We start from the raw sequence: 24,160 nt of genomic DNA on the forward strand, positions 1-24,160 counted from the left end.
GGCCCTAGGGCCGCACGTAGGCGTATCCATCTTCTTGCAGGGTGATCAGTTGCACGACGCCAGAGGGGACGACCGTCGCCTCTGACATCAGGGGAATGTCGTGGCCCGCCTTTTTCTCCATCCCGGCCAATGTGTTGGCACAGGCAGCGAAGGTCAGGCCGTCATTTGCCAAGGTCATCGCGGCGATGCGGTCGGCGACGGGGCTTTCCCCTTCGACTAGCATCATCAGGCCAGGGCCGTAGGTAACGACCTCGACCGTGACGGTATCGCCCTGCTCTGCGTAATAGCTGATCAGGTTGCCGACATTGTTCAGGGCCATGTTCATGACCTGCGGATCGTTCTCGTCGACGTGGACGGCGACCTTGTGGTTGACCCCTTCCGCCATGGCAAAGGTGGCGGTGATGGCCAGCAATCCTGCGAGTGCAAAGGTCTTCATGATGTTCCCCTATTCAACAACGACGACGTTGGTGTTGTCGGGCACCGACACGGTGCCCTGTGATGCGATGTAATCCTCGACCACATCCCAGATCTGCGGCCCTTCGGTATCCTCGTTGACCGAGGCCCAGCCGGCGACGACATATGGCGTGGCGGCGTCAATCGCCTCGCCCGTTGCCAAAAGCGTCAGGTCGGAAATCCGCTCTCCAATAGGTTTGGTGATGTCGATCTTATAACCAATGCCGCCGACGCGAACCATGTCGCCGCCCTGCTGATAGTAGGGGTCGGGGTTGAACAGGTTGTCGGCCACGTCTTCCATGATCAGCTTCAGCGTCTCGCCGGTCATTTCGGACCGGTAGGCCTTGCCGTAGGTCATCGAAGTGACGTTCCAGATGTCTTCGCGCGTGATATCAGAACCGGGCAAGATCGACGGCCCCCAGCGTACGCCGGGCGACAAGGCGATCTGCGCATCGCGCTGGTCGAGCAGAGCGTTGCAGATCAGGTCGTCCCATGTGCCGTTAAAATTGCCCCGCCGATACAGCAAAGAGGTGTCGTCGGTGCGCCCGATGACTTCCTCTAGCCGGTCTTTGAACGGCGCGCGTTCGGCGTCGATGGCTTTTGCCACTTCTGCGTCAGGGGTGATGACGTCAGAGAAGATCGGGATCAGCTTGTGACGGAAACCCATCATGCGGCCATCGCGCACATCCAGATCAACCCGGCTGACGAATTTCCCGTTCGAACCAGAGGCGACGATGATCGTCTCGCCGACCAGCACAGGTTCTGGCAGCGCGTCGTGGGTGTGCCCAGACAGGATGACGTCGATGCCGGTGACATTTGCGGCCATCTTTTTGTCCACGTCAAAGCCGTTGTGCGACAGGCAGACGACCAGTTCGGCACCCATGCCGCGCACCTCGTTGACCATGTCCTGCATATGCGCGTCGCGGATACCAAAGCTGTATTCGGGGAACATCCAGCCGGGGTTGGCGATGGGCATATAGGGGAAGGCCTGACCGATCACGGCGACCTTTACGCCGCCGCGCTCAAAGAATTCGTAGGGTTTGAAATCCTCGCTGGGCTCGTCCCATTCGGCGTCAAAGATGTTCTGCCCCATGGCTGCAAACGGCAAATCCTGGACGATTTCGCGCACCCGGTCGGACCCAAGGGTAAATTCCCAGTGGAAGGTCATGGCGTCAGGCTTGAGCAGGTTCATGACGTTGACCATGTCCTGGCCTTGCGTCTCGTAACACGTCATGGAGCCATGCCATGTGTCGCCGCCATCCAGCAGGATCGCATCCGGGCGGTCGGCGCGGATAGCGTTGATAACCGTGGCGACCCGGTCAAGGCCGCCCATTTTGCCATAGCCCTGCGCCAGCGCGCTAAAGTCGCCGGACGACAGCGCATAGTGCGACGCGGACCCATCATCGATACCATAAAGCTTGCGGAAGTCGGCGCCGGTGATGTGAGGCACCTCTCCCTTGTTCGGGCCGACGCCAAGGTTCACAGACGGTTCGCGAAAATAGATCGGCTTGAGCTGCGCGTGAATATCAGTGACGTGGATTAGGGACACATTGCCGTAGGTATCGAACTGCAACAACTGGTCCTGCGTCAGCGCCTGCTGCGCGGCCAGACGGCCCCAGCGGCCAAACCCGGACGCGCCGATGATGGCGGATGCCGCCACACTGGCCTGCAGGAAATCACGACGAGAGATCATGGGCGCGGTCCTTTGGTAAACTTATTCACGATTTGGAATATAATGAGAGGCAGAAAAGCCCGCGCATGGGAAAACCACGCGCGGGCTTGTTTGTTACGGGCGAACTGACGGCGCTTCGACCGACAGGCCGTTACCGCGCGATGCAACATAAAGCTCTAGCGCGACGAATTCGGCGCTGCCTGGGCTATAGGTTTCCGCACGCGTGTCGCGGATACAGCCCTTAAAGCGGTTGTGCGTCTGCACCAAACCGTCGTTTTTCAGACGGAACGCCGGGAAGCCGTTGATCTGGCCTTGGCTCAGGTGGTCAGCGCGGATGTAGTTGTCATAGTTTTCTTCATGGCAGGACGCGCAGGACAACTCTAGCTGGCCATAGCGCGTGTAATACATCTCTTCGCCCTGCTTCCAGGTGTCAGCCACGGGGCCATCAATGGCCACGTTGACCGGCATGCCGCGTGATTGCATGGAAATCAGCGCCTCTGCCCCGGTCATGTCAGAGCCGTCGTATTTCCACGCCTCGGCCCCCATGTTCTCGGTGCGGCAGTCGTTGATCTGCATCGCAAGGGTGCGCACTTCGCCTGCGTCCTCGTTCCATTTCGGATAGACCGCGCGCACGCCAAGCATGCTTTGCTCTACATCTTCGTGGCAGGACGCGCAGGATTTGCCTTCGGTGCCGTCCACCGTTGACCATTGCACGATGGCTTTATCGACGGCGATGATGGCCGGGTTTTCGAAGTCGTCCATCTGCATTTCCTGCAGCGACGCGTCGCGGAAACGCCAGCCAGAGTAGATTGTGCGCAGGCCCGAAATATAGTCGGGCGCGGGCGCTTCGGTCACGATTTCGATGTCGCCGTTTGTGACCAGCTGGTGGTCATCTTGGGCCACAGCACCGGTCGCAACCAATGCGATGGCGGCGGTCAAAAGTCCTGTTGTTCTCATTGTCGTCCCTCCCCTGTCGTCCTCCGCTTCGGGTTACCCGATCGCGATGTCCTGGCTTTCGGTGTAGACGGAGCCGTCGTCGTCATACCATGTGAAGGTGAATGTCCCGGCCTCTGGCACGGTGGCCTCGAACTCGAAATAAGGGTTGGTGGAAATCGCCGGTTCCATCGTCACGTCGATGACGCTCTGGCCGTTGAATTCACAGGTAAAGCGATTGATGATCGAGCGCGGAATCAGGTTGCCCGCGTCATCCTTGCGCTGCCCGGATTCCATTGGGTGCGAAATCAGGGTCTTCAGCGTGATCGCCTCGCCTGCGGCCGCTGTTTTGGGTACGCGGACCTTGGGTTTTACGTTGTCAGCCATTGTTCATATCCTCCTGATCAGCCGCCGCAGCCGCCGATGGTAACCTTCACTTCTTGCGTGGCCTGAACGAAGCTGCCGTCCGCCATTTTCGCAATCGCCATCACGTTCTGCGTCTTGGCCAAGCGGATCCGGGTGGACGCCGTTTGCGACGCAGCCAGCGGGCCGAAGTTAAAGATCGCGGCGTCTGGCGTCGGGTTGCCCGTGGCCAGCAGCATGATTGACACAGCGCCGGGTGCGCTGACTTCGACCGGGACGGTGTTGCCGTTTTCCGCGATCTCTGGCGCGGTCAGCGTCAGACCTTCGGTTCCCATCTCGGCACCGCCGGTAAAGGCTGCGATCGAGTCTTCGGACGCGTCAGCAAAAGCGCGAAACGGCATGGCCGCTGCGACGGACGCGCCAAGCGCCATCATAAATGTTTGTCTACGTGTGATTGTCATCGGATGACCTCTTCCTTTGGGCCGCGTTATTCCTTGAGCGTCGTCAGATAGGCGACGACGTCTTCGATCTGTTGTGCGCTCAGCAGTGGCGGCAGTGGTTCTGTGCCTGCCTTGCCAGTGTAGGCGTCGCCGGGGCGGATATAGCCGTTGACCTTGTAAAAGGCGGGCATGACCGTTTCCGGGAACGTCATCTTGGCGTTTGCCACGATGCCGCGCAGCTGGGATTCATCCCAGCGATCCGCTGCACCGTCCAAAGACGGGCCGACATTGCCTTGAAACGTAGCCTCGAGCGCGGTGACCTGATGACAGGCCACACAGTTCCCGATGCTGCGTTCTGACATCACCTCTTTGCCGGCGGCCGCATCGCCCGGAACACCGGACAAGGACGCGGCAATTGCACCGTATTCATCAAAGCTGACGTCGAGTGGTGCCACCTCTTGCGCGGCAGCAGTCGTAGCAAGGCATACCCCTGCGATGGCTGTAAGCGTGCGGTTCATGACACCTCCCCTGCATGTTCGCATTCCGTTGCATACAGGGTAGACCGGTGTGACAGCATAACGCAATTACAAATTACAATTCTTGAATGTTTCTGCAGTGCGGCATACTCAAGTCGCTGGGATCATTCAGGAAAGGCACCCGCCTCGATCATGCGGGCATGGTATTTTTGGAACGGCTCGTCGCTGTCGTAGCCATGATTCTTGACCCAGTTCAGCATATTGAAGGTCGTAAATTTGCCAAAAGCACCCGGCACGGTGGCGACAGCGGCCTGCACGGCGGTAACATCGTCCGGGACAGATTCGGGCATAAACATCATGGTTGGGGTGAACATCATATTCCACCGCGCGATCATGTCCTTTTCCGGCAGCACGGTGCCGTCAAAGTCCGTGACATCAAGATCGCCAAACATGTTGAGCTGCACCACATAATAGTCGTCGGTCAGCAGCTTTTCGATGACCGGCAGCACGAAAACCTCCTCGTGCATTTTGGTGCAATAGATGCAGCCGCGTTGCTCGATGATGACCATCAGGCGCTTGCCCTCGGCACCCGCGTCGGCCAAATCCTCGCGCAGGTCCTTGAAGGTGTCGATGATCCACGGTGCCTTGTGCAGCCCATCGTCGCCAACCGTGGCGGACATGACGGGCGCAGCAACAAGAGCCAGCGCAAGCGTGAGTGATTTCAGCATCTTATCCTCCCTTTAGCCAAGAGATCCGGCACCAGGAATGGTGTCGATCATCCATTGGGCAATGACATTTATGGAATTGGTAACGATCAAAATGGCGAAGATAATCAGCATGATCCCCATCGCCTTTTCAACATAACCCATGGCGGCGCGGTGCCGTTGCACCCAGCCTAGAAAGGGCTTTGCAAATAGCGCGGCCACCACAAATGGGGCAGTCATGCCGACACCGTAAACGGCCAGCAACAACGCGCCGCGCCAGATGTCACCCATGCCGCTGGCGATCATCAGGATCGCCGCCAACGCTGGCCCGACGCAGGGCGTCCAGCCGAAACCAAAGGCAAGGCCCATAACATAGGCCCCGACAACAGTCGTCGGCTCGACTTTGCTTTCAACGCGCGCTTCGCGGTACAAAAACGGGATGCGGACCACACCAAGGAAATGCAGACCAAACACGAACAGCACCGCCGCCGCGACATAGCTAAGAGGCTGCTTCCACTGACCAAAGGCTTGGCCTACCGCCGTTGCCCCCATGCCAAGCAGCATAAAAATCGTCGTGACGCCCAGCGCAAAGAACACGGCCTGCAGCACCAATCGGCCCTGCGCACCGGGGGCGATTTCATCGTCGCCGCGCAGTTCTGACATGGAAATTCCGGCCATGTAGCACAGATAGAACGGCACCATCGGTAAGATGCAGGGCGTAAAGAACGACAGCAAGCCTGCGAATGCGGCCCCAAGGTATGTCATATCGAACACGCGTACGTTCCTTGAGTTATTCACATATTCAAATTATGAGTTATGTAATGCATTCCGTCAATCGCCGTGGAAGGTTGCGACTATGATCACACTTCGCACTGCGCTTGGCGCGATGATGCTCTTGGCCGGCGCCCCCGCCGCGGCGCAGGACACCGGACCCGCGATGGAATTGGTGATGGTCGAACAGGCTGGCTGCCAGTGGTGCGTCCGGTGGAACGCCGAAATTGGGCCGATCTATCCCAAAACGCCAGAAGCCGCTTTAGCACCACTGCGGCGCATTGATCTGCGCGACCCGGTGCCGGACGATCTGACCCTTGCCCGGCCCGTGGTCTTTACGCCGACCTTTGTGCTGATCGCCGCGGGCACGGAAGTGAACCGTATCGAAGGCTATCCGGGGCCTGATTTTTTCTGGGGTCTGCTGGACAGCATGTTCGCGGACGCTGGCAGTGAAGTGATCAATTAGACGCATGACGCGGCGATCTTCATGCACTAAAGGTCTTGTGACCAAAAATGACTTAGAACAATAGGCTGGCCTGTGGGTATTCCGATCATTGATGACAGCATCCGGGGTGAAGACCTCGACAAGATGATGAAGAACGCCACCGAGGCGGCGAATTTTCTTAAGGCGATCAGCCACGAGGGGCGGCTGATGATCCTGTGTCACTTGGCCAGCGGCGAGAAATCCGTGACGGAACTAGAGGCGTTGCTCTCTGCCCGGCAGGCCGCTGTGTCGCAACAGCTGGCACGCTTGCGGCTAGAAGGATTCGTCGTACCGCGCCGTGACGGCAAAACGATTTTCTATAGCCTTGCAGACGACCGGTCCCGTCAGGTGATCGATCTGGTCTACGATCTGTTCTGCAGCCGCGACTAGGCACTGCCCATTCCGGCAGCGTCAGTGTCTGCAAAACCTTGGCTTGGCCTGTCCCAGCGCGCATCGCGCGGCTGATTTAGATCAAAGCAATTGTGCATCAAACGCCTATCGTAGTGTCATCGGGTAGCGCCCCTTCAGGTCACGCAGCCTGAACGGCCCCCGCTCTACGAAAGGTTTTGTCTTGAACCCGGCACCGACAGTCACACCAGCCACCGCGGTGGTCCCGCAGCAACCGCCGCATCAGGTCCCTGCCGTGATCAAAGCGGCCCCTGCCCCGCGGCGTTGGTGGCGATGGATCAGCGGCTTTGTGGTCGCTGTCGCCTTGTCGGCTCTGGCGTATATTACGCTTTGGCCTGCCGCCCCGCCACTGGTCGCGGTTGAGGTCGCAGCGCTTGCCCCCGTGACGCGAATCCTTGCGGTCAACGGCCGGGTTGCGGCGGTCAGACCGGTCGACGTGCGGTCCGTCGCCAGTGGCAATCTGACAGAGCTTATGGTGGCCGAAGGCGACGTCGTAGCAGCAGGTCAACCGCTGGCACAGGTCGACACCGCCGCGCAGAACACCGTTTTGCGCCAAGCGGTCGCGGGCCTAGACGCGGCCTTGGTTGCCCAAACTGAAGCAACGGAAACCTACGCCCGCGCCAAGGCGCTTGGCACCAACGTCGCCCGCGCCGTGCTAGAGGCGGACGCCCGCGCTGTGCAGTCCGCAGATCAAGAGGTTGCGCGTCAAACCGCCCTGCTTGATCAGGCGCAGGTGGCATTGGACAATCTGACGATTCGTGCGCCGATCGCGGGTAGCGTGCTGCAACTACAGGTCGAGGCGGGACAGATCGTTGGCCCCACCCTTCCCCTACTGACCCTTGCCGATCTGGGCGACATCGTGGTCGCGGCGGACGTGGATGAAGCCTATGCCACGCAGATCGCCTTGCAGCAGACTGCGCATTTGCAGCTCGCTGGCGAAAGCGAAGTGCGCGATGGCCATGTCAGCTTTGTCTCTGACCGGGTGGACGTCACCACCGGCGGGCTTGCGATTAAGATGACATTTGATGCCCCGACTAAGGCCCCCATCGGCCTGACCGTGGTGGCCAATATCGTCGTTGACCAGCGGGACGCCGCGCTGACGGTTCCGCGCACGGCGCTGGCAGGCGGCGATGTTTATGTTGTCACCGACGGCAAGGCCGCACGCCGCGCCCTGTCTGTCGTGGACTGGCCCGCAGATCGGCTGATCGCCACATCCGGCCTTGCGGTGGGCGACGTTGTCATCACGGATGCCAGCGGTGTCACTGACGGACAATCCGTTACGGTGGCGACCCCCTGATGCGCTATGCCATCAAGATCGCGGCGCGGTATCTGACGGCCAGCAAGGCCCAGACCGCGCTTTTGGTGCTAGGCGTCGCTGTCGGCGTTTTCATTTTTATCTTTATGTCCGCGCTAATTGGCGGGTTGGCGGAATTCATCCTGTCGCGCACCGTGGGCGACATCCCCCACATCACCATCACGGCAGAGGATACCGATCCCCCGCTTCTGGTGACGCCGCCGGGGCATGTCCTGCTTGCGTCAGAACGCGGCAGCACCCGCACTGCAACGCTATCGCAGGCCGCCACTTGGGCCCCTTTGATTGCCACCGTGCCGGGCGTCATAGCCGTTTCCCCGCAAATCACCGGGGCCGGTTTTTTAACACGCGGCGCGCAGGTGTCGCAGGTCAGCGTGACGGGGGTAGAGCCGGGACTGGAATCCGCGATCCTGAACCTTGCCGGCTATACGGTCGCGGGGTCCGAAAGGCTGGGCGCTGGCGTCATCGTGCTGGGACGCGACCTGACGGATGATCTGGATTTGTCCGTCGGTCAGGTTCTGCGACTGCAAACGGCGCAGGGCGCGACGGCTTTACTGACGCTCGGCGGGATCTATCAGACGGGCAACGGAAGCATGGACGGCGCGCGCGCCTTCATCAGCCTGTCCACCGCCCGCTCGCTTTTTGGTCTGCCGCAGGGGGCCACGCGGATCGAAATTAAACTGACCGACCTAAACGCAGCGGATGCCACAGCGCTGCGCATTCAAGCGCTGACCGGATTGGACGCCGTGCCTTGGACCGACGGTGCTGCGCAACTGATGGAGGCGCTGGCCGCGCAGGCACAGACGGGATATTTCCTGAAGACCTTCGCGCTGATCACCATCGTCATCGGCGTCGCCTCGGCGCTGCTATTGTCGACCTATCGCCGCAGGCCGGAAATCGGGATCATGCGGGCGATGGGCGCATCGCGCGGCTTTGTCGTCTTTGTTTTTGTCACCCAAGGGGCGCTGATCGGCTTGATGGGCGGCCTGACGGGCGCAGGCCTTGGTTATCTGGCGCTTTTGCCGTTTCCAACGCGCGACGCGTTTCGATCCGGCACTTTGCCGATGGACATCACGCAGGGCAGCTATGGCCTTGCCATTCTGCTGACCGTCATCGGTGCCATCGCCGCGTCTATCCTGCCTGCACGGTCCGCCGCGCGCGTCGATCCCGTTACGGCCATCGGCCAATGAGCGCCCTGCTAGAGGTGCGCGGTCTGGTCAAGACCTACGGGTCCGGCGATGCCGCAACCCACGTCCTGCGCGGTCTGACGCTGGCGCTGGAAAAGGGCGAAATGGCCGCCCTGCTAGGCGCGTCGGGATCTGGGAAAAGCACGCTGCTGACGATCCTTGGCACGTTGATGCAGCCGACATCGGGCAGCTATACGATGCTGGGGCAGGACTTGCTGGCCGCTGGTGACGCGCAGTTAACCCAGTTCCGCAACAAGCACATCGGGTTCGTTTTTCAATTCCACAACCTGCTGCCAGACTTTACCGCGCTGGAAAATGTTCTGTTTCCCACCGCCGTCCGCGAGGGCCGGGAAACGGCAGCCGCCCGGACCCGCGGGCGCGATTTACTGGCGCGTATGGGGCTAGCGGACCGGATCGACTTTCCCACGGCCAATCTGTCGGGCGGGCAGAAACAGCGGGTCGCCGTCGCGCGCGCGTTGATGAACGCGCCCGAACTGGTCTTGGCGGACGAGCCAACGGGCAATCTTGACCGCGCATCGGCGATGCAAGTCATGGCGCTGATCGCGCAGATCAATGCAGAGGAAGGCACGACCTTCCTGATCTCGACCCATGACGACACCATCGCCGGGCTGTGCCGCCGCCGGGTTTTGGTGAAAGACGGGGTGGTGACTGGCTAAAACCGAACGCCTTGCAGGGTTACGTCGTGGCTGGCGCTGTCCAAACACTGGGCGAAATACGCAGTGCCCGCAGCGCGTTAAGGATGACCGCGACATCAATAAGCTCTTGCGCGACAGCCCCCTGCACTGGCGTCAAATACCCAAGGGCCGCAACGACCATGCCTGCGACAGACAGGCCGATCCCGACGGCAACGCTTTGCACTGCGATCTGGCGGGCCTTTTGCGCGATCTCAATCCCTGGCAGCAGGCGGTCAAGGTTGTCGACCAGCAGTACGACATCGGCCGCTTCGGCCGATGCTGCGGCACTGCGCGCGCCCATGGCAACGCCGATGTCGGCAGCCGCCAATGCGGGGGCGTCGTTCACACCGTCACCGACCATCATCACGCGCCCCGTCTGATGTTCGGCCACGACCAGCGCGACCTTGCGATCCGGTGTCAGATCGGCGTGGACCGCGTCCAGTTGCAACCCTTGCGTCACCGCGTCGGCCACGGCGCGGCGGTCACCGGTGGCCAGCAGGATGCGACCAACGCCAAGGCCGCGCAGCCCGGCCAGCAGCTGCGCCGTGCCCGGGCGCAGGGCATCGGCCATCACCAGATAGCCGCCTGGTTTGCCGTCTACGCCCAGCGCCACGATAACCGAACCAGCCATTGCCGCGTCGGTGCCAGCAGAGCCGACCTTTGCGGCGACAAAATCCGCGCCGCCCACAACGACGCGGCGACCATCGACCGTGCCAGCGACGCCTTCGCCGGGGGTTTCCACAATGGACTGCGGCACCGGTAAATTCGCGCCGCCCGCCTTGGCTGCGGCGACAATCGCCTGCGCGATCGGGTGTTGCGACGCCTGATCAAGAGCGGCTGCAAAATACAGAACCTCGTCCTGCGTCAGTGCGCCCTGCGCAGTAATCGACACGATCTGAGGCCGCCCGTCTGTCAGCGTGCCGGTCTTATCAAGGATCAGCGTCGTGATGCGGGCCAATGCCTCTAGCGGTCCGGCACCTTTGATCAAAACGCCAAAATGCGCAGCCCGTGACAGGCCAGCCACCAGCGCGACGGGCACAGCCAGAATAAGCGGGCACGGCGTCGCGATCACCAAAACAGCGACAGCGCGGATCGGATCGCCTGTGAACCACCATGCAGCGGTCGCAAGCGTGACCGTGACGACAAGGAACATCAGCGACCAGCGGTCCGCCAGCCGGGACATTGGTGCCTTAGACGCCTGCGCCGCCTCGACCAGCCGCACGATCCCCGCAAAGGTACTTTGCGCAGCGGCCCGCGTGACCTGCAGGTCAAAGGCATCGCCCGCATTGGTCGCGCCGCTCATCACCTTTTGCCCGGACGTCACGCGCACGGGCATCGACTCTCCGGTCAGGGCGGATAGGTCCAGCATCGCGCTGTCGCTGGTTATGGTGCCGTCGACGGGGGCCACATCACCTTGACGGATCAGCAACATGTCCCCCGGCGCGATGACGTCCAGCGGCACGTCTTCCAAGCTGCCATCGCGATACCGGGCAGCCGTGCGCGGCACGCGCGATAGCAGGGCAGACATCTCGCGCCGGGCGCGGCCTTGGGCGAAATGCTCTAGAACTGTGCCGCCAGTGTACATCAGCGCGACAACGGCGGCGGCAAGGGTTTCGCCAAAGAGCAGCGCCGCTGACATGGACAGGGCCGCGACGATATCTAGCCCGACTTCGCCCTTTAAAAGGCTGCGCAGGATGTCGATCACGAGCACTGCAAGCACGGGGCAAACGCCCAGCGCCCAGACGATGTTCGCCGTATCCACCCTGCCCGACAGCCACAACACGCTGCCCGTGATCAGGCCAAGCGCAGCGATAATCAGCAATGCGGTGACAAGGCGGTCTTGCGGGGCAGATTTCATAAGATACCGCTTTTGTTTAGGGCACTGCGAGGACGACGTTTCATGCGGCTTTGACGTACCCTAGACTGGGAAATTGTCGAAGGGTTCCTCGTTCTCGTCGTCTGGTTTATCCGCAAGCCACGCTTCTGCCCTGGCGGTGTCTGCCAATGCAAAGCCCTTGATGCTGATCATCGGGATCATCGCGCCCTCAAATTCGGCAGCGGTGCGCAGCCAGGGGCTGTCGGTGAGGACCGCGCATTTATCAAAGCGGGTCAGAAGTGACAGCAGGTTGGGCATGCGCGCGATTTCAGCGGTGATCGCGCCCAGCGTCGGCATTTCAAAATCCTGCACAGTATAAAGCATCTGGCCGTGGGTGACGTCCGCTGACTGCGCAATCAGATCATCAAGGGCTTCGCCCATTTCGGCCGTATCAAGAAGGCCAGACAAGACGATGTCGACCCTGTTCGGACTTGGTTTTGTAACAGTCATCATCGGCGGCACTCCCTGTTTCAATACCGTCATAATGCGCCAGTTCAGCGGCGTTGGAGTTGATTCAGGTCAATATAATGCAGGTTTTCAGAACTGCCGCCGATGTGCGAGCAGAGGCGGCAGATCCGCCAGTCGCTACAGCTTAGCCCTGTGTTTTCAGCCTGCACCACACAGCATCATGGTCCGACAGGGGGCGTCCGGTTTGATCTTGCGCGGGGATAAGCGCTGTTTCCAATGGCACAGCGCCGCGTAGGGCAAACCAATCAAGCTTCATCTGGCGGTCCGGGTGCGGGGTAATCAGGCTGGCGCGGGTGGTCAGGCCATCGGGTGTCGCGGACCAGTCATAACCGCGCGAAACTGCACGTTCGAACAGCGGCTCTGCCCGCCAGTCAAAATCCGGGGGCATGTGGTTGCCGGTATTCAAGTCCCCGCCGATCACAACGGGCAATCCGGGGGCAAAGGCGTCGATGGCGTCCATCAGCAGGTCAAATTGCTGCGCGCGGTGGGCACCATTCGCGTTGCTTTCAAGGTGGGTCGACACGGCGCAGACCGCGCCCGTAGCGGTCGGTACAATAGCGAGCAAAGCCATTCGCCCGCCAACGCGGGGCTGGTTCGGGTCGGCGTCACGCTCATCCGAGGCGAACCAATGACCATGGTCGTCCAGCCGGACCAGCGTGACCCGCTCGAACGGCACCCGGCTTAGGATCGCATTGCCGTGCCACCCGCACGCGTTGAAATTATCGGTGCAAAAATGACGCTCTGTCGGGCCACCAAGGGCGAGTTCATGAAACTCCACCCCGAAGGCATAGGTCATGCCCAGCGCGCCGGCCATGTCCGCCGTGGTGTGGCGTTGGCTGGTGCGGGCCATGCCGTGATCGACCTCTGACAACAGCACGATGTCAGGCGCGTAGGGGCGCAGCAGGTCGGCACTGGCCTGCGGGAACAGGCAGCGTTCGACGTTCCACGCGGCGACGGACAGCGTGTCTGGCAAGGACGCAGCGCTTGCCGTGCCGCCGCATTGCACCGCATTCATCGCCGGGATCGCCTGCATCAAGGCGCGGTGGCCTACGGCGGTGCGCGGGCTGGACAGAATGGCGGTGCGCTCTTGTGCTGTTACCAGCGGCAGCGCGGGCAAGGTCGCGATCACAGCCGTTCCCCCGTTCCGGCGTCAAAGAGCGACACAGCGCCCGGCTTCAGCGCGGCGCGAAAAGGACCGGTCGTGGCGGGGCTGTCTTTACCGACGTGAACGCTCAGCTGTTGGCCCGCCAATGTGCCGTGCAACAGGCGGTGTGCACCAAGTTCTTCGACGATGGCGATATCGAGGGTCAGCGGGCCATTGGGGTCGGCGACAATATCCTCTGGCCGGATGCCAACGGTGACCGGCCCCGGGGCTGCGGGCGCGTCTGTCATGACCGTATGATCGCCAACACGTGCGGCACCGCCAGCGATCTGGCCGTCCAACAAGTTCATTGGCGGCGCCCCCATAAACGACGCGACAAAGGTCGTCGCGGGGGTGTGATAGATTTCCGCCGGGGCGCCGATTTGTTCGATCCGGCCTGCATTCATCACGATGATGCGGTCGGCCATGGTCATCGCCTCGACCTGATCGTGGGTGACATAAATGCTGGTGACGCCAAGGCGGCGTTGCAGGGCCTTGATTTCAATCCGCATCTGGTTGCGCAGCTTGGCATCAAGGTTCGACAGCGGCTCGTCAAACAGGAACAGCGCGGGGTCTCGCACAATGGCGCGGCCCATGGCGACGCGCTGGCGCTGGCCGCCGGACAACTGGCTGGGCTTGCGGTCAAGATAGTCGTCAAGGTTCAGCAGGGCCGATGCTTCTGCCACCTTTGCGGCGATGACATCCTTGGGGATTTTGCGGTTCTGTAAGCCATAGCCGATGTTCTTGCGCACGGTCATATGCGGGTAAAGCGCATAGTTCTGGAACACCATCGCGATATCGCGGTCAGCGGGGTCGAGCGTATTGACCACGCGCCCCGCAATTTCCAGCGTGCCGTCAGAGATATCCTCGAGCCCCGCAATCATGCGCAGCATCGTGGATTTACCGCAGCCCGAAGGGCCGACCAGCACGACGAATTCGCCGGGGGTGATGGCATAGCTGGCGGGTTTGACGGCTTCAAAACCGTTGGCGTAAACCTTGCGCAGGGCGGTCAGTGTGACGTGAGACATGGGTGTGGTCCTTACTTGTCGGATTCAGTCAGGCCTTTGACGAACCAACTTTGGAAGAAAATGACGATCATAACGGGGGGCAAGATCGCGATCAGGGCAAGCATATTAGCGCGGCCGTATTCGGGGATCTGGTTGCCTTCCAGCATCTGGGTGATTTGCTTGATCCCGCGGACAAGGGTGAACATCCCCTCTTCAGTCGTGACCATGGTGGGCCAAAGGTATTGGTTCCAGCCGTAGACAAACATGATGATGAACATCGCCGCGATCATGGTGCGCGAAAGCGGGATCAGGATGTCAAAAAAGAACCGCACGGGCCCGGCGCCGTCGATGCGCGCGGCCTCGACCAGCTCCTCTGGTATCGACCGGAAGTATTGGCGGAAAAAGAACGTCGCGGTGGCCGAAGCGATCAGCGGGATGATTAGGCCCTGATAGGTGTTCAGCATCCCCAGTCGCTGCACAACTTCGTAGGACGGCAGAATGCGCACTTCGAGCGGCAGAAGAAGCGTGGTAAAGATGATCCAGAACGCGAGCGAGGCATAGCGCATGCGGAAGTAAACGATCGCATAGGCAGCAAGCATGCCGACAAAAATCTTGCCGAAGGCAAAGCCGATGCCAAGGATGAACGAGTTCATCAGCATCCGCGTACCGGTGTTGATGCCGGAAAAGCCGTCGGCCTGAAACATCGCCTTTTCAAAGTTGGGCACCCATTGGTCGCCAATCGACAGGCTTGGCCCGGTCTTCATATTAATCAGATCGGGCATAGAGGTCATCTGCACCAGCATCAGCACTGGCACGATCATCAGCAGCGATCCGGCGATCAGAATGGCGTGGTCCACCACCGTGGACAGCCGCAGGCGGCGTTTGTGAGTTGTCATCTGCACGGTCCTTCAGGTGTAATGGATGCGGCGTTCGATCATGCGGAACTGGAACACGGTCAGCGCCAGAACCAGCACCATCAGCACCACCGATTGCGCAGACGATCCGCCAAGATCGTTGCCGCGAAAGCCGTCAACATAGACCTTGTAGACCAGCGTCATCGGGTTGTTGCCCGGCTGCCCCTTTAGCACCGTGTCGATCACGCCGAAGGTGTCGAACATCGCGTAGGTAATATTGGTGATCAGCAGGAAAAACCCAGTTGGGGCCAACAGCGGAAAGGTAATGTCCCAGAACCGACCTGTGGCAGAACGGTTGTCGATCAACGCCGCCTCGCGCACTGATTTCGGGATCGATTGCAGGCCAGACAGGAAGAAGATGAAATTGACCGGCACCTGTTTCCAGATCGACACGGCGATCATTGCAAAGGCGGTATCGAAGTAGTTCACGCCCAGTTTGAAGTCCCAGCCGAACAGCGCAAAGAATTCCTTGAGCGGCCCCCAGCTTTGGTTGAACATGATCAGACCGATCACGCCGGCCACGGGCGGGGCGACGGCATAGACCCACATCAGCAGCGTGCGATAGGTCTTAGCCCCCCGAATGACCTTGTCGGCCTTAACCGCAAGCAGCAGCGCGATGCTAAGCGATCCGAAGGTGACGATCAGCGTAAAGAACACCGTGAACCACGCGGCGCGGCTATAGGCGGCGGATGTCAGCAGGGATGTGAAGTTTGACAGCCCGACAAAGGTTTCACCGAACCCGAAGGGGTCTTGGAGGTAAAATGATGATCGCAGCGCGTGGGCTGCGGGCCAGTAAAAGAAGATCGCGATGACTGCCAATTGAGGCAGTAAAAGCATGGCTGGCAGCCATGCTGAGGTAAATCCGGCACGTTTCATGAGACATTTCCAAAGGGGTGCCGAAGGCCGCAGGGGGCCTTCGGCGATTTTTCGTGATTAGCCTTGGGTCTGGGCGAACTTCGCCAGCAGCTCGTTCGATTCGGCCTCGATCGCGGTGAAGGCGTCGTCGACACTGGTATCACCGGCCAGGATGCGGCCAAATTCGCGGTTCATCACGTCGCGGATCTGCACGTAAAAGCCCATGCGATAGCCTTTGGTGTACTCGCCTGCGGGCAGCGACAGCTGCTCGATGCCAACTTCAGCAGCAGGCAGTTCGTCATAGTAGCCTTCAGCCTTGGCCATCTCGTAGGCAGCGGTGGTGACCGGAACGTAACCGGTTTCCTTGTGCCACATGACCTGCGTTTCAGGCGATGTCAGGTACTGAAAGAACGCAGCCGTTGCGGCGTTTTCCGCTTCAGACTTGCCGGACATGGCGAAGAGCGCCGCGCCGCCGATAAAGGTCTGCTTTGGCTCTGCCGTGACAGATTCCCAGTACGGCAAAACAGTTGCCGAAAAATCGAAGGGCAGGTCCAGTTTGCTTAGCCCACCGAAAGAACCCGAAGAGCCCATCCAGATCGCGACTTTACCTTCTTCAAACGGCTTTTGGTTGTCGTTCCAAGCGGCACCGTACCATTCGTAGAAACCCGCATCGCGCCATTCCTTGACCTTGTTCCAGTGCATTTTCAGCTCTGGCGAATTCACTAGGATCTGGGTGTCCAGACCGGTGTAGCCGTTGTCGTTCGTGGCAAACGGCAGATCATGGCGGGACATGAAGTTTTCGACCCAGATCCACGGGGAGTGGGACTGCGCCAGCGGGATATAGCCGGCTTCGACCAGCGCGGGGGCGGTCACGGTTTCGAATTCTTCGTAGGTCTTGGGCGGGGTGACGCCTGCGGCTTCCAGCGCTTGCACGTTGTAGTACATGATGGGCGAGGAAGAGTTGAACGGCATGCCGATCATCTTGTCTTCGCTATCGGCGTAGAAGTAGCGCACGCCGGAGATGTAGTCTTCGATGTTGAAATCGACACCGTTGTCGATCAACAGATCCTGCACCGGAATGGTCGCGCCTTGGGCGGCAATCACGGTCGCTGCGCCAGCGTCAAAAACTTGCAAGATGTTCGGCTGCTCGCCTGCGCGGAAGGCGGCGATGCCAGCGGTCAAGGCCTCTTCGTAGGTGCCTTTGAACACGGGGGTGATGACATAGTCGGACTGGCTGGCGTTGAAATCGGTCGCGATCTGGTTGACCGTGTCGCCCAGCGCGCCGCCCATGGCATGCCACCAGCTGATTTCGGTCTGGGCGGATGCGGCATTGGCAAAAAGTGCCAGCGCAGCGGCCGAGGCGAGTGAAATTCGGGTCATGTGTTAGCTCCGGTCTTTTGTATGCCCATGCTGGGCACGTGCAATAACGCAGCGGCCCCCGCGGGCACCGGCTGCGCCGATTTTTTGGACCTTGGTGGTCCCCCAAAGATGAAGAGACGCAAGAGCAGCGGCCATCGCCTGACCACCCCCGCGCCAATCACTGCGCCTGACATGGCGTTGGGCTGTAACAGGAATGTGAAGCTTTTTATCGATTTGTGTGAAGAGGTTGGCGGCAACGTTGCCCGTGCTTGAAGAGGATCTACGCTGCGATCTTCGAGGATATTCACCTGAATCGACAACGGTTGCTCTGAAAGCGATGCAAAGGCGCGAGAGATAAAGAGTGCCTGAATACGCCGTCAAACCGCGACATGAGGTGCCCCTAGTTTCCTAGATGCCTGCTTTTTTCAGGTTCAACTCTCTTCCTTCATAGTCAACCGGCGACAGCGTGCCGTTGTTGGTGTGCTTGCGTGTTGGGTTGTAAAACCTCTCGATGTAATCGAACACGTCATGCCTTGCAGCACCCCGTGTGAGGTATCTCTGCCGCCTGATCCGTTCCCGTTTCAAAAGCTGGAACAAACTCGCTGCGACAGCAGCGTCATGGCGGCTCCCACGCCTGCTCATACTGGCATCCAGATCATGTTTGCTAAGAAACGATCGCGACTCTGTACTGGTGAACGGAGAGCCCTGGTCGGAGTGGATCATCACTCTCTGTTTTGGTTCAGCGAACCGTTCCAAAGACGGTCGTTTTTGAATGCTATATATTGCTATGAAGTCATTTTGAGCAGGCTGCTCACGGACTGCTTTGCGGCAGCCTGATTTGTTGTTTGTTGGATCAGTGTCTGCTCATGCAGACACTTCCGACCTCCCGCCGCCAACAAATTTTCTCATGGCATTCACGCTCTTTTGGACTGCCTCGTCTCGGGTTTTCGATCTGATCATTGTGCGAAGCCCAACATATTGAGAGAGGAGCATTTCTGCCATATCCCCCCGCTCCTGCTCGCTCGTATGCGCGTGGGCGGCCGATTGTGTCAGTGCCACATAAAATGCTTGGCTCATCTTGTTGAGTTGCCGTTGCACGACTTCCGAAATATCTGGGTCTACTGCCGCAGGACCAGCAGCTGCGGAACACAATAAACACCCTCGCTGATCACCGTTTTTCACAGCTTCGATTACGCTGCAGAAAAGCCTGTCAATGCGCTCTGCGCCATCTTCAGACCCAGTCGTCAATACCGCAATAGCCGCATCGACTGCCTCGACTTCATACCTGTCGAGAGCTTTCAGGAACAAGGTCTTCTTGTCTACAAACGCTTGATAAAGACTACTGCGGGTCATCCCCATTCCCTCAAGAAGAACCGCGAGAGATGCAGCATCATAGCCATGCTGCCAAAAGATATTCATCGCGTCTTTGAGGGCGTCCTCGATATCAAATTTCCTAGGGCGGGCCATAAAGAAAACTCCTTATCTTCCGTAAGCTATAGTTATGTACTGATAAGTACACAACTAACGAAACTGTGTATTGTACCGATCAGTACAGAACTCTAACTTAGAGGCACAGCAGACATGAAACTGCCAAACCAATCTAAGGAATTTACGATGAAATCGCTCTTCACAACCGCCGCAGCCGCAACCTTTCTAGCCGTAGCAGCACTGACTCCAACCTTGTCGTCAGCTGAAGAAGTAGCTGTCACAGGAACCTTCACGGGTGCCAATAATCACATCACGACAGGTGGTGTCACTGTTGTGAAAACTGAAGGCGGTGGCGCTATTGTTATCCTCGACACAGACTTCAGCCTCGACGGCGCGCCAGACCCAAGCGTTGGCTTTGGCAAAGATGGCGAATACGTCAAAGCATCCGATCTTGGCGATCTGGTAAATTTTGGTGGCCTCCAAGCCTACGTGGTTCCAGCGTCTGTAAATGTTGATGACTTCAACGAAGTCTATATCTGGTGCGACGAGTTCAGTGTTTCGCTCGGAGTTGCATCTCTGAAATAGCATCGCACATGCGGCTCCCGCCGCATACCTTAACGATATGGCCTGCACCGTCCTCTCCGGTGTGGGCCATTTCTAATTTTATTGAATATTTGCGGGCTGCCAAAACCCTCGCTCAAAACCCAGCCAATTGTTGAAGGTTTTTGCCCCTCACCTGATAGCGGACCTTCGCTGCATTTTCGAAGAATGACCGCTTGCCCCGCCGTGACATTTGGTCTTGTCGCTTCGCTCTAGACTACAGCGGACATACCGGCTTGCGGCCCGCTACGTTCCAGCCTCTCATGTCCGTGCTGATCCGCGCTCGCGGGTGACGATCACTGGGGCCGGCAGACAACGATCTAAACTCTTGTCAGGGACGTGGCGTAAAAGTCAAACCCACTTATCCACCAGAAAAAGCAGCGGAAACAGCGCAACGAATGGCGAATCTCACGAAGCATATGAGTGGCATTTTACCACAAAGATTTAGCTTCGACCGCCAAGATATGATGATCACCAGCCGATGGACGGTCTTGTAAGCATTAACCAGAAGATCATCAGGACTGCGGCAAAGGCCGGAAACCCGAAAGCGAACCACCAGCGATAAAGGCGATGATAGGCGTCAGGTAGATCCTGACCTGCATCCTGCGCGGCCCGCGCCAAGTCTCGCATACGTATCTGCATCCAAACCACCGGAAGCCAGAACAGGCCGACGAAGACGTAGAGAGCAAGCGAGAGGGCGACCCAGCCCTCAAGGAGGGGCCAGCCGACCTCGCGGGCGAGCATCAATCCGGTAATGGGCTGAAACACGGCGGCAGTTGCCGTGAACACTGTATCGGCAAGGACAACAATCCCGGAAACATGTGCGATCAGAGCAGGATTTTTGGTTCGGTTCGAGGCGACCATGAAGAAGGCGATGCCAGCCCCCGTGCCGAGCAGGACCGTGGAACCGATGACATGCAGGAAGAGAATAATATCGTAGGTCATCGATCCTCAACCCCCAGCCAGACGATGAGCGCGAGCGCGATCGAGGGCAGGACCTTCACCAAGGGGCCGAGCGGATCGATCCAGAGATCGGGCGCGAAGAGCGTGCCGCCAGCGAGATAGGCACCGGAGACGGCCACCATGCCGAGCGCGGCCCGCCGGCACCAGGGTCGCCAAAGGATGGCAACGCCGAGCGCGATGTCGATCAGGCCTCCACCAATGACTGTTGCGCCGACGGCCCAAGCCGGAAGGGTGCCGCCCGCGAGCGCCGATGCGGCGGCCGCGGGCCGGACGAGAGCCACGAGACCCGAGGCGAGCCAGAAGATCGAGAGCACCAAAATCGCCAACGGAAGAGCGAAATAAAGCCGAGCGTAGAGGCGCTCTTGCCGCGTCGCCGGTAATGCACCTAGCGTCGCATCGAGATCTCGAGGCAATGTCCCACCAGCCGCAACCCACTGTCCGGGGTCGCCACGAATACCGTCGCGCAGGACGTTAATCGCCGTCGACCGCAGCGGAGAGCGCCACCCCAAGCGGCCCGCAATGTCCGCGCCGAATCCGATGAGGTCGAGAAGTTTGTTCGGCAAGAGAAGACGCAGGCGCGGCTGGGGATAGCCTTGCCAACTGCGGATTTTGCGGATGAGTTCTGGAAGAGGTCGAGCCTCCTTCTCTGTAATATCGGCAATCGTGCCGGAGGCGATATCTCCGCGCGCGGCCGCGACGACGGCAGCGGCCAAATCCTCGATATAGACAGTCTGGATCAGACTTTCTGATAGAACCTCCAGCAGAACTCCGGGCATCGCCGCCGCGCCGCGCAGAAGTGCCGTGCCGCCATAGGCATCGGGTGCGAGCACAAGGCTCGGTCGTAGGATCACCCAGTCACACGACGCGCCCGCGACATATGCGTCTCCGCGGGCCTTACTGCGAAAAAACTCCGTTGAGGCCTCCAGAGAGACACCTGCCGCCGAAATCTGGACGAGGCGCAGTGTAGGAGGAGCAGCCGCACAAAGCTGATTGAGCATCGTCGCGTGAATGGCCTCGAGATCGTCGCTGGGGCCCTCTTGAAGCGCACCGGCGGCGTTCACGACGATGTCCACATCTTTCAGTATCTCTGTCCATGCGGCTGCATCGAGCACAGCGAGATCCCGAAAAATCCATTTCTGGTTCGGTGCGGCCGCCATGGCGGCGTGGCGTGATCGGCCGAGGCCCACGACTTGGAAATCAGCCATTGAGAGAGCACGGCAACATGCTGAGCCGATGAGGCCATAGCCTCCAAGAACAAGAACAGTTGGCATTGGACCATTTCCTGGGATTGCTAAGAAAGAACTTACGCCCCGACCTAGCCCGTTTCCAACAGTAGAGAGCACGGCCAACAGATGCCATACTCCTCCGAAAGAGGCATATGTTTTTGAGCGGCGTCCTGAAGCGGGACAGGTCCATAACCGATCCCGATAAGTGCTAGCACTGCCTCGTCCTCTGGCCGGCTGTTAAGGCAAAACTGCAGACGTCATGATGCAGTTGACACTTTACGTGCTGCCCACGGTTCTTTCGCCGACGCTCGCTTCCTTTGCCTATCCGCAATTCGTCCAAGCTGCAGCGAAGGTCCGTTTTCCGCCCATCCCTGACATTAAGCGGGATCGAAAATCGCTATTCGCCTCATGCAGGGCATTAGAATAAGTCCAGCCCAGCTATTGCGACAGCGGCCGCCACGCGGGCTGCATGACTTCACTGCTCCGAGTCAGGGTGAAGGCGCAGCCTTCCCCTTCGAGCAACCTCATTAGGTTTGGCGGTGTCCGCACTGCGCTGCAGGCCGTTCCCCCCAATCGAATAGCATCGCCTCGCCCCCATCCGCGTTCGCCACGTGGCAAGGTTTCAAAGCAAGCCGCTAAAGCGGCTGTCCTAAAAACCTGCGCCGACTGAAAGTAAGAGGGATGAAGTTAAGCAAGAGATGGCAGGGCTTAGGAAGCCTAAGCGCCACGATGGAAAAACCTATCCCGCAAAGGGCAGAGATATGTGTCCATTCACAGCAAGAGCCACAAACCGAACCAACAAGTTACAGGATTTTGGGAGGTTTTGTGAAGCGACACATGCTTGCCGCTAAGGGCAAATCTATGTGTCGCTTCACACGCATTTTTTGGTGGACTGGGGAGGATTCGAACCCCCGACCCCTTGATTCGTAGTCAAGTACTCTATCCAACTGAGCTACCAATCCGCCTGTGGTGGGATTTAGCTGCAGCGTCAGACCGATGCAAGCGCAAAACGTAAAATAATCATACAGTTTCTGGACTAAGTGCAAAATCAGCTTTTGGCAGGGTGATTTCAAAGGTGGTGCCATTGGCATCGCTTTGCAAAAGCGTCAGTCGGCCGCCGTGCCCGCGCACCAGATCGCCAGAAATGACGAGGCCAAGCCCTGCCCCGCCTTTACGCACACCGCCTTGGAAGGGTTGGAACAAATGCTCTTTCGCTTTTGGCGGCAAGCCCGGGCCAGTGTCTGACACGGTGATACGCCACAGCCTGTCGTCCTCTTCGCCGCAGATACAGATTTCACCGGGGTTACCTGTGGCCGTGACAGCTTGGCGCGCGTTGCGCACAAGGTTCGACAGCACGCGGTAGATCTGCTCTGAATCGGCGCGCAGGTTCATGGTCGCCGGAATATCCTCGGCGAAGGACAGGGGGTAGTCGCCCGCCGCAAGGCGTTCACTCTCGACGACCTCGTCGACGATTTGCGCAAGCTCAACGCGGGCGAGGCGCGGGGAAGGCTCATCCGCACGGCCAAAGGCGAGCGTACTTTCGCACAGGTGAACGGCCCGGGTGATTGACCCCACAAGCTTTGGCGCCATGCGAATAACAAGCGGATCGTCAGAGCCTTCGATGCGATCGGTAAACAGCTGCGCCGACGTGAGGATATTTCGCAAGTCGTGACTAACCTTGGCGACCGCGCCGCCCAACTGTGCAAGGCGATCCTTCTGGCGCAGAGCCGACGTCAACTGGGTCTGCATCATCTGCAGCGCGTTTTCGGCATCGCGCAACTCTCGTACACCGGCGCTGGGCGCAATGATGCGGCGTGCGTCCTCTGGTGCCTCTGCGTAATTTTGCATGTGACTGATGACGCCCTTGATCGGGCGGACCAAAAACGTTTGCACCGCGAGGAACAGCAAAAAGGCCGTAATGACAGAGATAATAGCCGACAGCAGCAGGACGTTCAGACCGTATTCGATCATCGCGCTGCGCAGCGGCATCTGATCCATCGTAACCTCGATCAGCTGCCCCCCGCCCTGCACCGGGGTGCCGATCACACGAATGATCCGCGGCGACTGATCCCACAGGGTGCCCAGAGCCGCCCGAATCAATGCGGGCCCAGAAGGGTCGCGCATATCGTAGGTGGCCGCGATTTCCGCCGGGATTGGAGAGGACAGCGCCAGCTGCCGCATGTCGTCGCGCCGCAACACGACGTTAAAGACGCCAGCGTTGGTCAGCAACTCTGCCTCTAGCTCGGGCGCAATCATGTCGGTGGCTTCAACCGCCAGCGACGCGATCTGCGCCCGTTCCAGACGAGCCAGCAAATAGTCCTCTCGGAAGCGGGCCACCGAGGGGACGAAGATAAATATTTCTGCCAGCATCACGAAGATGACGGTCAGAATCAGGAAGCGACCTGAGAGAGTGTTCAGCATTGCA

Annotated in this window: 25 protein-coding genes, 1 tRNA gene and 1 pseudogene; 6 read left to right on the forward strand and 21 right to left on the reverse strand. The window is 59.5% G+C overall.

Annotated elements, in window-relative coordinates; genetic code table 11:
- Window positions 1-4: 4 nt before the first annotated feature.
- The 8 genes from BM131_RS11505 to BM131_RS11540 all read right to left on the reverse strand — a co-directional run bounded on the left by BM131_RS11505 (window position 5) and on the right by BM131_RS11540 (window position 5,815).
- Window positions 5-436 (reverse strand): DsrE family protein, encoded by a 432-nt coding sequence (locus BM131_RS11505; protein ID WP_090189584.1) that lies wholly within the window; start codon window positions 434-436, stop codon window positions 5-7.
- 9 nt (window positions 437-445) lie between these two features.
- Window positions 446-2,146: a thiosulfohydrolase SoxB gene (gene soxB / locus BM131_RS11510; protein WP_090189586.1), complete on the reverse strand. Its 1,701-nt coding sequence runs from the start codon at window positions 2,144-2,146 to the stop codon at window positions 446-448.
- Window positions 2,147-2,239: 93 nt separating this feature from the next.
- The gene (gene soxA / locus BM131_RS11515) at window positions 2,240-3,082 is read right to left on the reverse strand and encodes a sulfur oxidation c-type cytochrome SoxA (RefSeq protein WP_090189588.1); all 843 of its coding nucleotides are present in this window, start codon (window positions 3,080-3,082) and stop codon (window positions 2,240-2,242) included.
- 33 nt (window positions 3,083-3,115) lie between these two features.
- Window positions 3,116-3,445 carry a thiosulfate oxidation carrier complex protein SoxZ gene (gene soxZ / locus BM131_RS11520; RefSeq protein WP_090189590.1) on the reverse strand — a complete coding sequence of 110 codons (330 nt, stop codon included), beginning with the start codon at window positions 3,443-3,445 and terminating at the stop codon, window positions 3,116-3,118.
- A gap of 17 nt (window positions 3,446-3,462) precedes the next feature.
- On the reverse strand, window positions 3,463-3,882 hold the full coding sequence (soxY, locus tag BM131_RS11525) for a thiosulfate oxidation carrier protein SoxY (protein WP_090189592.1): 420 nt from the start codon (window positions 3,880-3,882) through the stop codon (window positions 3,463-3,465).
- A 26-nt stretch (window positions 3,883-3,908) separates the two neighbouring features.
- Window positions 3,909-4,379, reverse strand: a complete 471-nt coding sequence (soxX, locus tag BM131_RS11530; RefSeq protein WP_090189594.1) for a sulfur oxidation c-type cytochrome SoxX — start codon at window positions 4,377-4,379, stop codon at window positions 3,909-3,911.
- Window positions 4,380-4,501: 122 nt separating this feature from the next.
- A complete protein-coding gene (locus tag BM131_RS11535) occupies window positions 4,502-5,065 on the reverse strand; it encodes a thioredoxin family protein (protein ID WP_090189596.1) in 564 nt (187 codons plus the stop codon).
- Between the two features lie 12 nt (window positions 5,066-5,077).
- Complete coding sequence (locus BM131_RS11540; protein WP_090189598.1) at window positions 5,078-5,815, reverse strand: cytochrome c biogenesis CcdA family protein; 738 nt, start codon at window positions 5,813-5,815, stop codon at window positions 5,078-5,080.
- An 82-nt stretch (window positions 5,816-5,897) separates the two neighbouring features.
- On the opposite strand from BM131_RS11540, the gene BM131_RS11545 reads away from it, so the two are divergent.
- The 5 genes from BM131_RS11545 to BM131_RS11565 all read left to right on the forward strand — a co-directional run bounded on the left by BM131_RS11545 (window position 5,898) and on the right by BM131_RS11565 (window position 9,880).
- Window positions 5,898-6,278 (forward strand): hypothetical protein, encoded by a 381-nt coding sequence (locus BM131_RS11545; RefSeq protein WP_090189600.1) that lies wholly within the window; start codon window positions 5,898-5,900, stop codon window positions 6,276-6,278.
- A gap of 72 nt (window positions 6,279-6,350) precedes the next feature.
- Window positions 6,351-6,686, forward strand: a complete 336-nt coding sequence (locus tag BM131_RS11550; RefSeq protein WP_245754219.1) for an ArsR/SmtB family transcription factor — start codon at window positions 6,351-6,353, stop codon at window positions 6,684-6,686.
- Between the two features lie 181 nt (window positions 6,687-6,867).
- Entirely contained in the window at window positions 6,868-8,001 is a 1,134-nt protein-coding gene (locus tag BM131_RS11555) for an efflux RND transporter periplasmic adaptor subunit (RefSeq protein ID WP_245754220.1), read from the forward strand.
- Window positions 8,001-9,206 carry an ABC transporter permease gene (locus BM131_RS11560; protein ID WP_090189602.1) on the forward strand — a complete coding sequence of 402 codons (1,206 nt, stop codon included), beginning with the start codon at window positions 8,001-8,003 and terminating at the stop codon, window positions 9,204-9,206. Before BM131_RS11555 ends, BM131_RS11560 begins: the two co-directional genes overlap by 1 nt.
- The gene (locus BM131_RS11565; protein ID WP_090189603.1) at window positions 9,203-9,880 is read left to right on the forward strand and encodes an ABC transporter ATP-binding protein; all 678 of its coding nucleotides are present in this window, start codon (window positions 9,203-9,205) and stop codon (window positions 9,878-9,880) included. Before BM131_RS11560 ends, BM131_RS11565 begins: the two co-directional genes overlap by 4 nt.
- Window positions 9,881-9,899: 19 nt before the next feature.
- Here the strand turns inward: BM131_RS11565 and BM131_RS11570 are convergent, their stop codons facing one another.
- The 9 genes and pseudogenes from BM131_RS11570 to BM131_RS11615 all read right to left on the reverse strand — a co-directional run bounded on the left by BM131_RS11570 (window position 9,900) and on the right by BM131_RS11615 (window position 18,985).
- Window positions 9,900-11,756, reverse strand: coding sequence for a heavy metal translocating P-type ATPase (locus tag BM131_RS11570; protein ID WP_090189605.1), 1,857 nt, complete (start codon window positions 11,754-11,756; stop codon window positions 9,900-9,902).
- 60 nt (window positions 11,757-11,816) lie between these two features.
- On the reverse strand, window positions 11,817-12,227 hold the full coding sequence (locus tag BM131_RS11575; RefSeq protein WP_090189607.1) for a SpoIIAA family protein: 411 nt from the start codon (window positions 12,225-12,227) through the stop codon (window positions 11,817-11,819).
- 139 nt (window positions 12,228-12,366) lie between these two features.
- Window positions 12,367-13,371, reverse strand: a complete 1,005-nt coding sequence (locus BM131_RS11580; protein WP_090189608.1) for an endonuclease/exonuclease/phosphatase family protein — start codon at window positions 13,369-13,371, stop codon at window positions 12,367-12,369.
- Window positions 13,368-14,411, reverse strand: coding sequence for an ABC transporter ATP-binding protein (locus BM131_RS11585; protein ID WP_090189610.1), 1,044 nt, complete (start codon window positions 14,409-14,411; stop codon window positions 13,368-13,370). The genes BM131_RS11580 and BM131_RS11585 overlap by 4 nt, the downstream gene beginning before the upstream one ends.
- Window positions 14,412-14,422: 11 nt before the next feature.
- A complete protein-coding gene (locus BM131_RS11590) occupies window positions 14,423-15,286 on the reverse strand; it encodes an ABC transporter permease subunit (RefSeq protein WP_090189612.1) in 864 nt (287 codons plus the stop codon).
- A 12-nt stretch (window positions 15,287-15,298) separates the two neighbouring features.
- The gene (locus BM131_RS11595; RefSeq protein ID WP_090189615.1) at window positions 15,299-16,180 is read right to left on the reverse strand and encodes an ABC transporter permease subunit; all 882 of its coding nucleotides are present in this window, start codon (window positions 16,178-16,180) and stop codon (window positions 15,299-15,301) included.
- A gap of 57 nt (window positions 16,181-16,237) precedes the next feature.
- Window positions 16,238-17,539, reverse strand: a complete 1,302-nt coding sequence (locus BM131_RS11600) for an extracellular solute-binding protein (protein WP_090189618.1) — start codon at window positions 17,537-17,539, stop codon at window positions 16,238-16,240.
- A gap of 387 nt (window positions 17,540-17,926) precedes the next feature.
- Window positions 17,927-18,259, reverse strand: a pseudogene (locus BM131_RS11610) (IS3 family transposase); the annotation flags it as partial.
- Between the two features lie 123 nt (window positions 18,260-18,382).
- Window positions 18,383-18,985 (reverse strand): TetR/AcrR family transcriptional regulator, encoded by a 603-nt coding sequence (locus BM131_RS11615; RefSeq protein ID WP_090189624.1) that lies wholly within the window; start codon window positions 18,983-18,985, stop codon window positions 18,383-18,385.
- A 114-nt stretch (window positions 18,986-19,099) separates the two neighbouring features.
- Between BM131_RS11615 and BM131_RS11620 the strand changes: the two genes are divergently transcribed.
- Window positions 19,100-19,531: a DM13 domain-containing protein gene (locus BM131_RS11620; RefSeq protein ID WP_245754221.1), complete on the forward strand. Its 432-nt coding sequence runs from the start codon at window positions 19,100-19,102 to the stop codon at window positions 19,529-19,531.
- 486 nt (window positions 19,532-20,017) lie between these two features.
- On the opposite strand, the gene BM131_RS11625 is transcribed toward BM131_RS11620, so the two are convergent.
- From BM131_RS11625 to BM131_RS11640, 4 genes are all read right to left on the reverse strand, one after another.
- Window positions 20,018-20,491, reverse strand: a complete 474-nt coding sequence (locus BM131_RS11625) for a DUF2269 family protein (protein WP_090189626.1) — start codon at window positions 20,489-20,491, stop codon at window positions 20,018-20,020.
- Window positions 20,488-21,780: an SDR family oxidoreductase gene (locus tag BM131_RS11630; RefSeq protein ID WP_090189628.1), complete on the reverse strand. Its 1,293-nt coding sequence runs from the start codon at window positions 21,778-21,780 to the stop codon at window positions 20,488-20,490. The genes BM131_RS11625 and BM131_RS11630 overlap by 4 nt, the downstream gene beginning before the upstream one ends.
- Before the next feature lie 840 nt (window positions 21,781-22,620).
- Window positions 22,621-22,697 (reverse strand) — tRNA-Arg (locus BM131_RS11635).
- A gap of 58 nt (window positions 22,698-22,755) precedes the next feature.
- Window positions 22,756-24,156: a sensor histidine kinase gene (locus BM131_RS11640; RefSeq protein WP_090189630.1), complete on the reverse strand. Its 1,401-nt coding sequence runs from the start codon at window positions 24,154-24,156 to the stop codon at window positions 22,756-22,758.
- Window positions 24,157-24,160: the final 4 nt, after the last annotated feature.

The sequence above is a fragment of the Loktanella salsilacus genome (genome assembly GCF_900114485.1).
GTDB classification, from domain to species: Bacteria; Pseudomonadota; Alphaproteobacteria; order Rhodobacterales; family Rhodobacteraceae; genus Loktanella; species Loktanella salsilacus.

Excerpts from the sequence above, each read along its gene's own strand:
- BM131_RS11505 (WP_090189584.1), bottom strand. The coding sequence starts at position 436 with ATGAAGACCTTTGCACTCGCAGGATTGCTGGCCATCACCGCCACCTTT.
- soxB (WP_090189586.1), bottom strand. The coding sequence starts at position 2,146 with ATGATCTCTCGTCGTGATTTCCTGCAGGCCAGTGTGGCGGCATCCGCC.
- soxA (WP_090189588.1), bottom strand. The coding sequence starts at position 3,082 with ATGAGAACAACAGGACTTTTGACCGCCGCCATCGCATTGGTTGCGACC.
- soxZ (WP_090189590.1), bottom strand. The coding sequence starts at position 3,445 with ATGGCTGACAACGTAAAACCCAAGGTCCGCGTACCCAAAACAGCGGCC.
- soxY (WP_090189592.1), bottom strand. The coding sequence starts at position 3,882 with ATGACAATCACACGTAGACAAACATTTATGATGGCGCTTGGCGCGTCC.
- soxX (WP_090189594.1), bottom strand. The coding sequence starts at position 4,379 with ATGAACCGCACGCTTACAGCCATCGCAGGGGTATGCCTTGCTACGACT.
- BM131_RS11535 (WP_090189596.1), bottom strand. The coding sequence starts at position 5,065 with ATGCTGAAATCACTCACGCTTGCGCTGGCTCTTGTTGCTGCGCCCGTC.
- BM131_RS11545 (WP_090189600.1), top strand. The coding sequence starts at position 5,898 with ATGATCACACTTCGCACTGCGCTTGGCGCGATGATGCTCTTGGCCGGC.
- BM131_RS11560 (WP_090189602.1), top strand. The coding sequence starts at position 8,001 with ATGCGCTATGCCATCAAGATCGCGGCGCGGTATCTGACGGCCAGCAAG.
- BM131_RS11565 (WP_090189603.1), top strand. The coding sequence starts at position 9,203 with ATGAGCGCCCTGCTAGAGGTGCGCGGTCTGGTCAAGACCTACGGGTCC.
- BM131_RS11570 (WP_090189605.1), bottom strand. The coding sequence starts at position 11,756 with ATGAAATCTGCCCCGCAAGACCGCCTTGTCACCGCATTGCTGATTATC.
- BM131_RS11575 (WP_090189607.1), bottom strand. The coding sequence starts at position 12,227 with ATGATGACTGTTACAAAACCAAGTCCGAACAGGGTCGACATCGTCTTG.
- BM131_RS11585 (WP_090189610.1), bottom strand. The coding sequence starts at position 14,411 with ATGTCTCACGTCACACTGACCGCCCTGCGCAAGGTTTACGCCAACGGT.
- BM131_RS11590 (WP_090189612.1), bottom strand. The coding sequence starts at position 15,286 with ATGACAACTCACAAACGCCGCCTGCGGCTGTCCACGGTGGTGGACCAC.
- BM131_RS11595 (WP_090189615.1), bottom strand. The coding sequence starts at position 16,180 with ATGAAACGTGCCGGATTTACCTCAGCATGGCTGCCAGCCATGCTTTTA.
- BM131_RS11600 (WP_090189618.1), bottom strand. The coding sequence starts at position 17,539 with ATGACCCGAATTTCACTCGCCTCGGCCGCTGCGCTGGCACTTTTTGCC.
- BM131_RS11615 (WP_090189624.1), bottom strand. The coding sequence starts at position 18,985 with ATGGCCCGCCCTAGGAAATTTGATATCGAGGACGCCCTCAAAGACGCG.
- BM131_RS11620 (WP_245754221.1), top strand. The coding sequence starts at position 19,100 with ATGAAACTGCCAAACCAATCTAAGGAATTTACGATGAAATCGCTCTTC.
- BM131_RS11625 (WP_090189626.1), bottom strand. The coding sequence starts at position 20,491 with ATGACCTACGATATTATTCTCTTCCTGCATGTCATCGGTTCCACGGTC.
- BM131_RS11630 (WP_090189628.1), bottom strand. The coding sequence starts at position 21,780 with ATGCCAACTGTTCTTGTTCTTGGAGGCTATGGCCTCATCGGCTCAGCA.
- BM131_RS11640 (WP_090189630.1), bottom strand. The coding sequence starts at position 24,156 with ATGCTGAACACTCTCTCAGGTCGCTTCCTGATTCTGACCGTCATCTTC.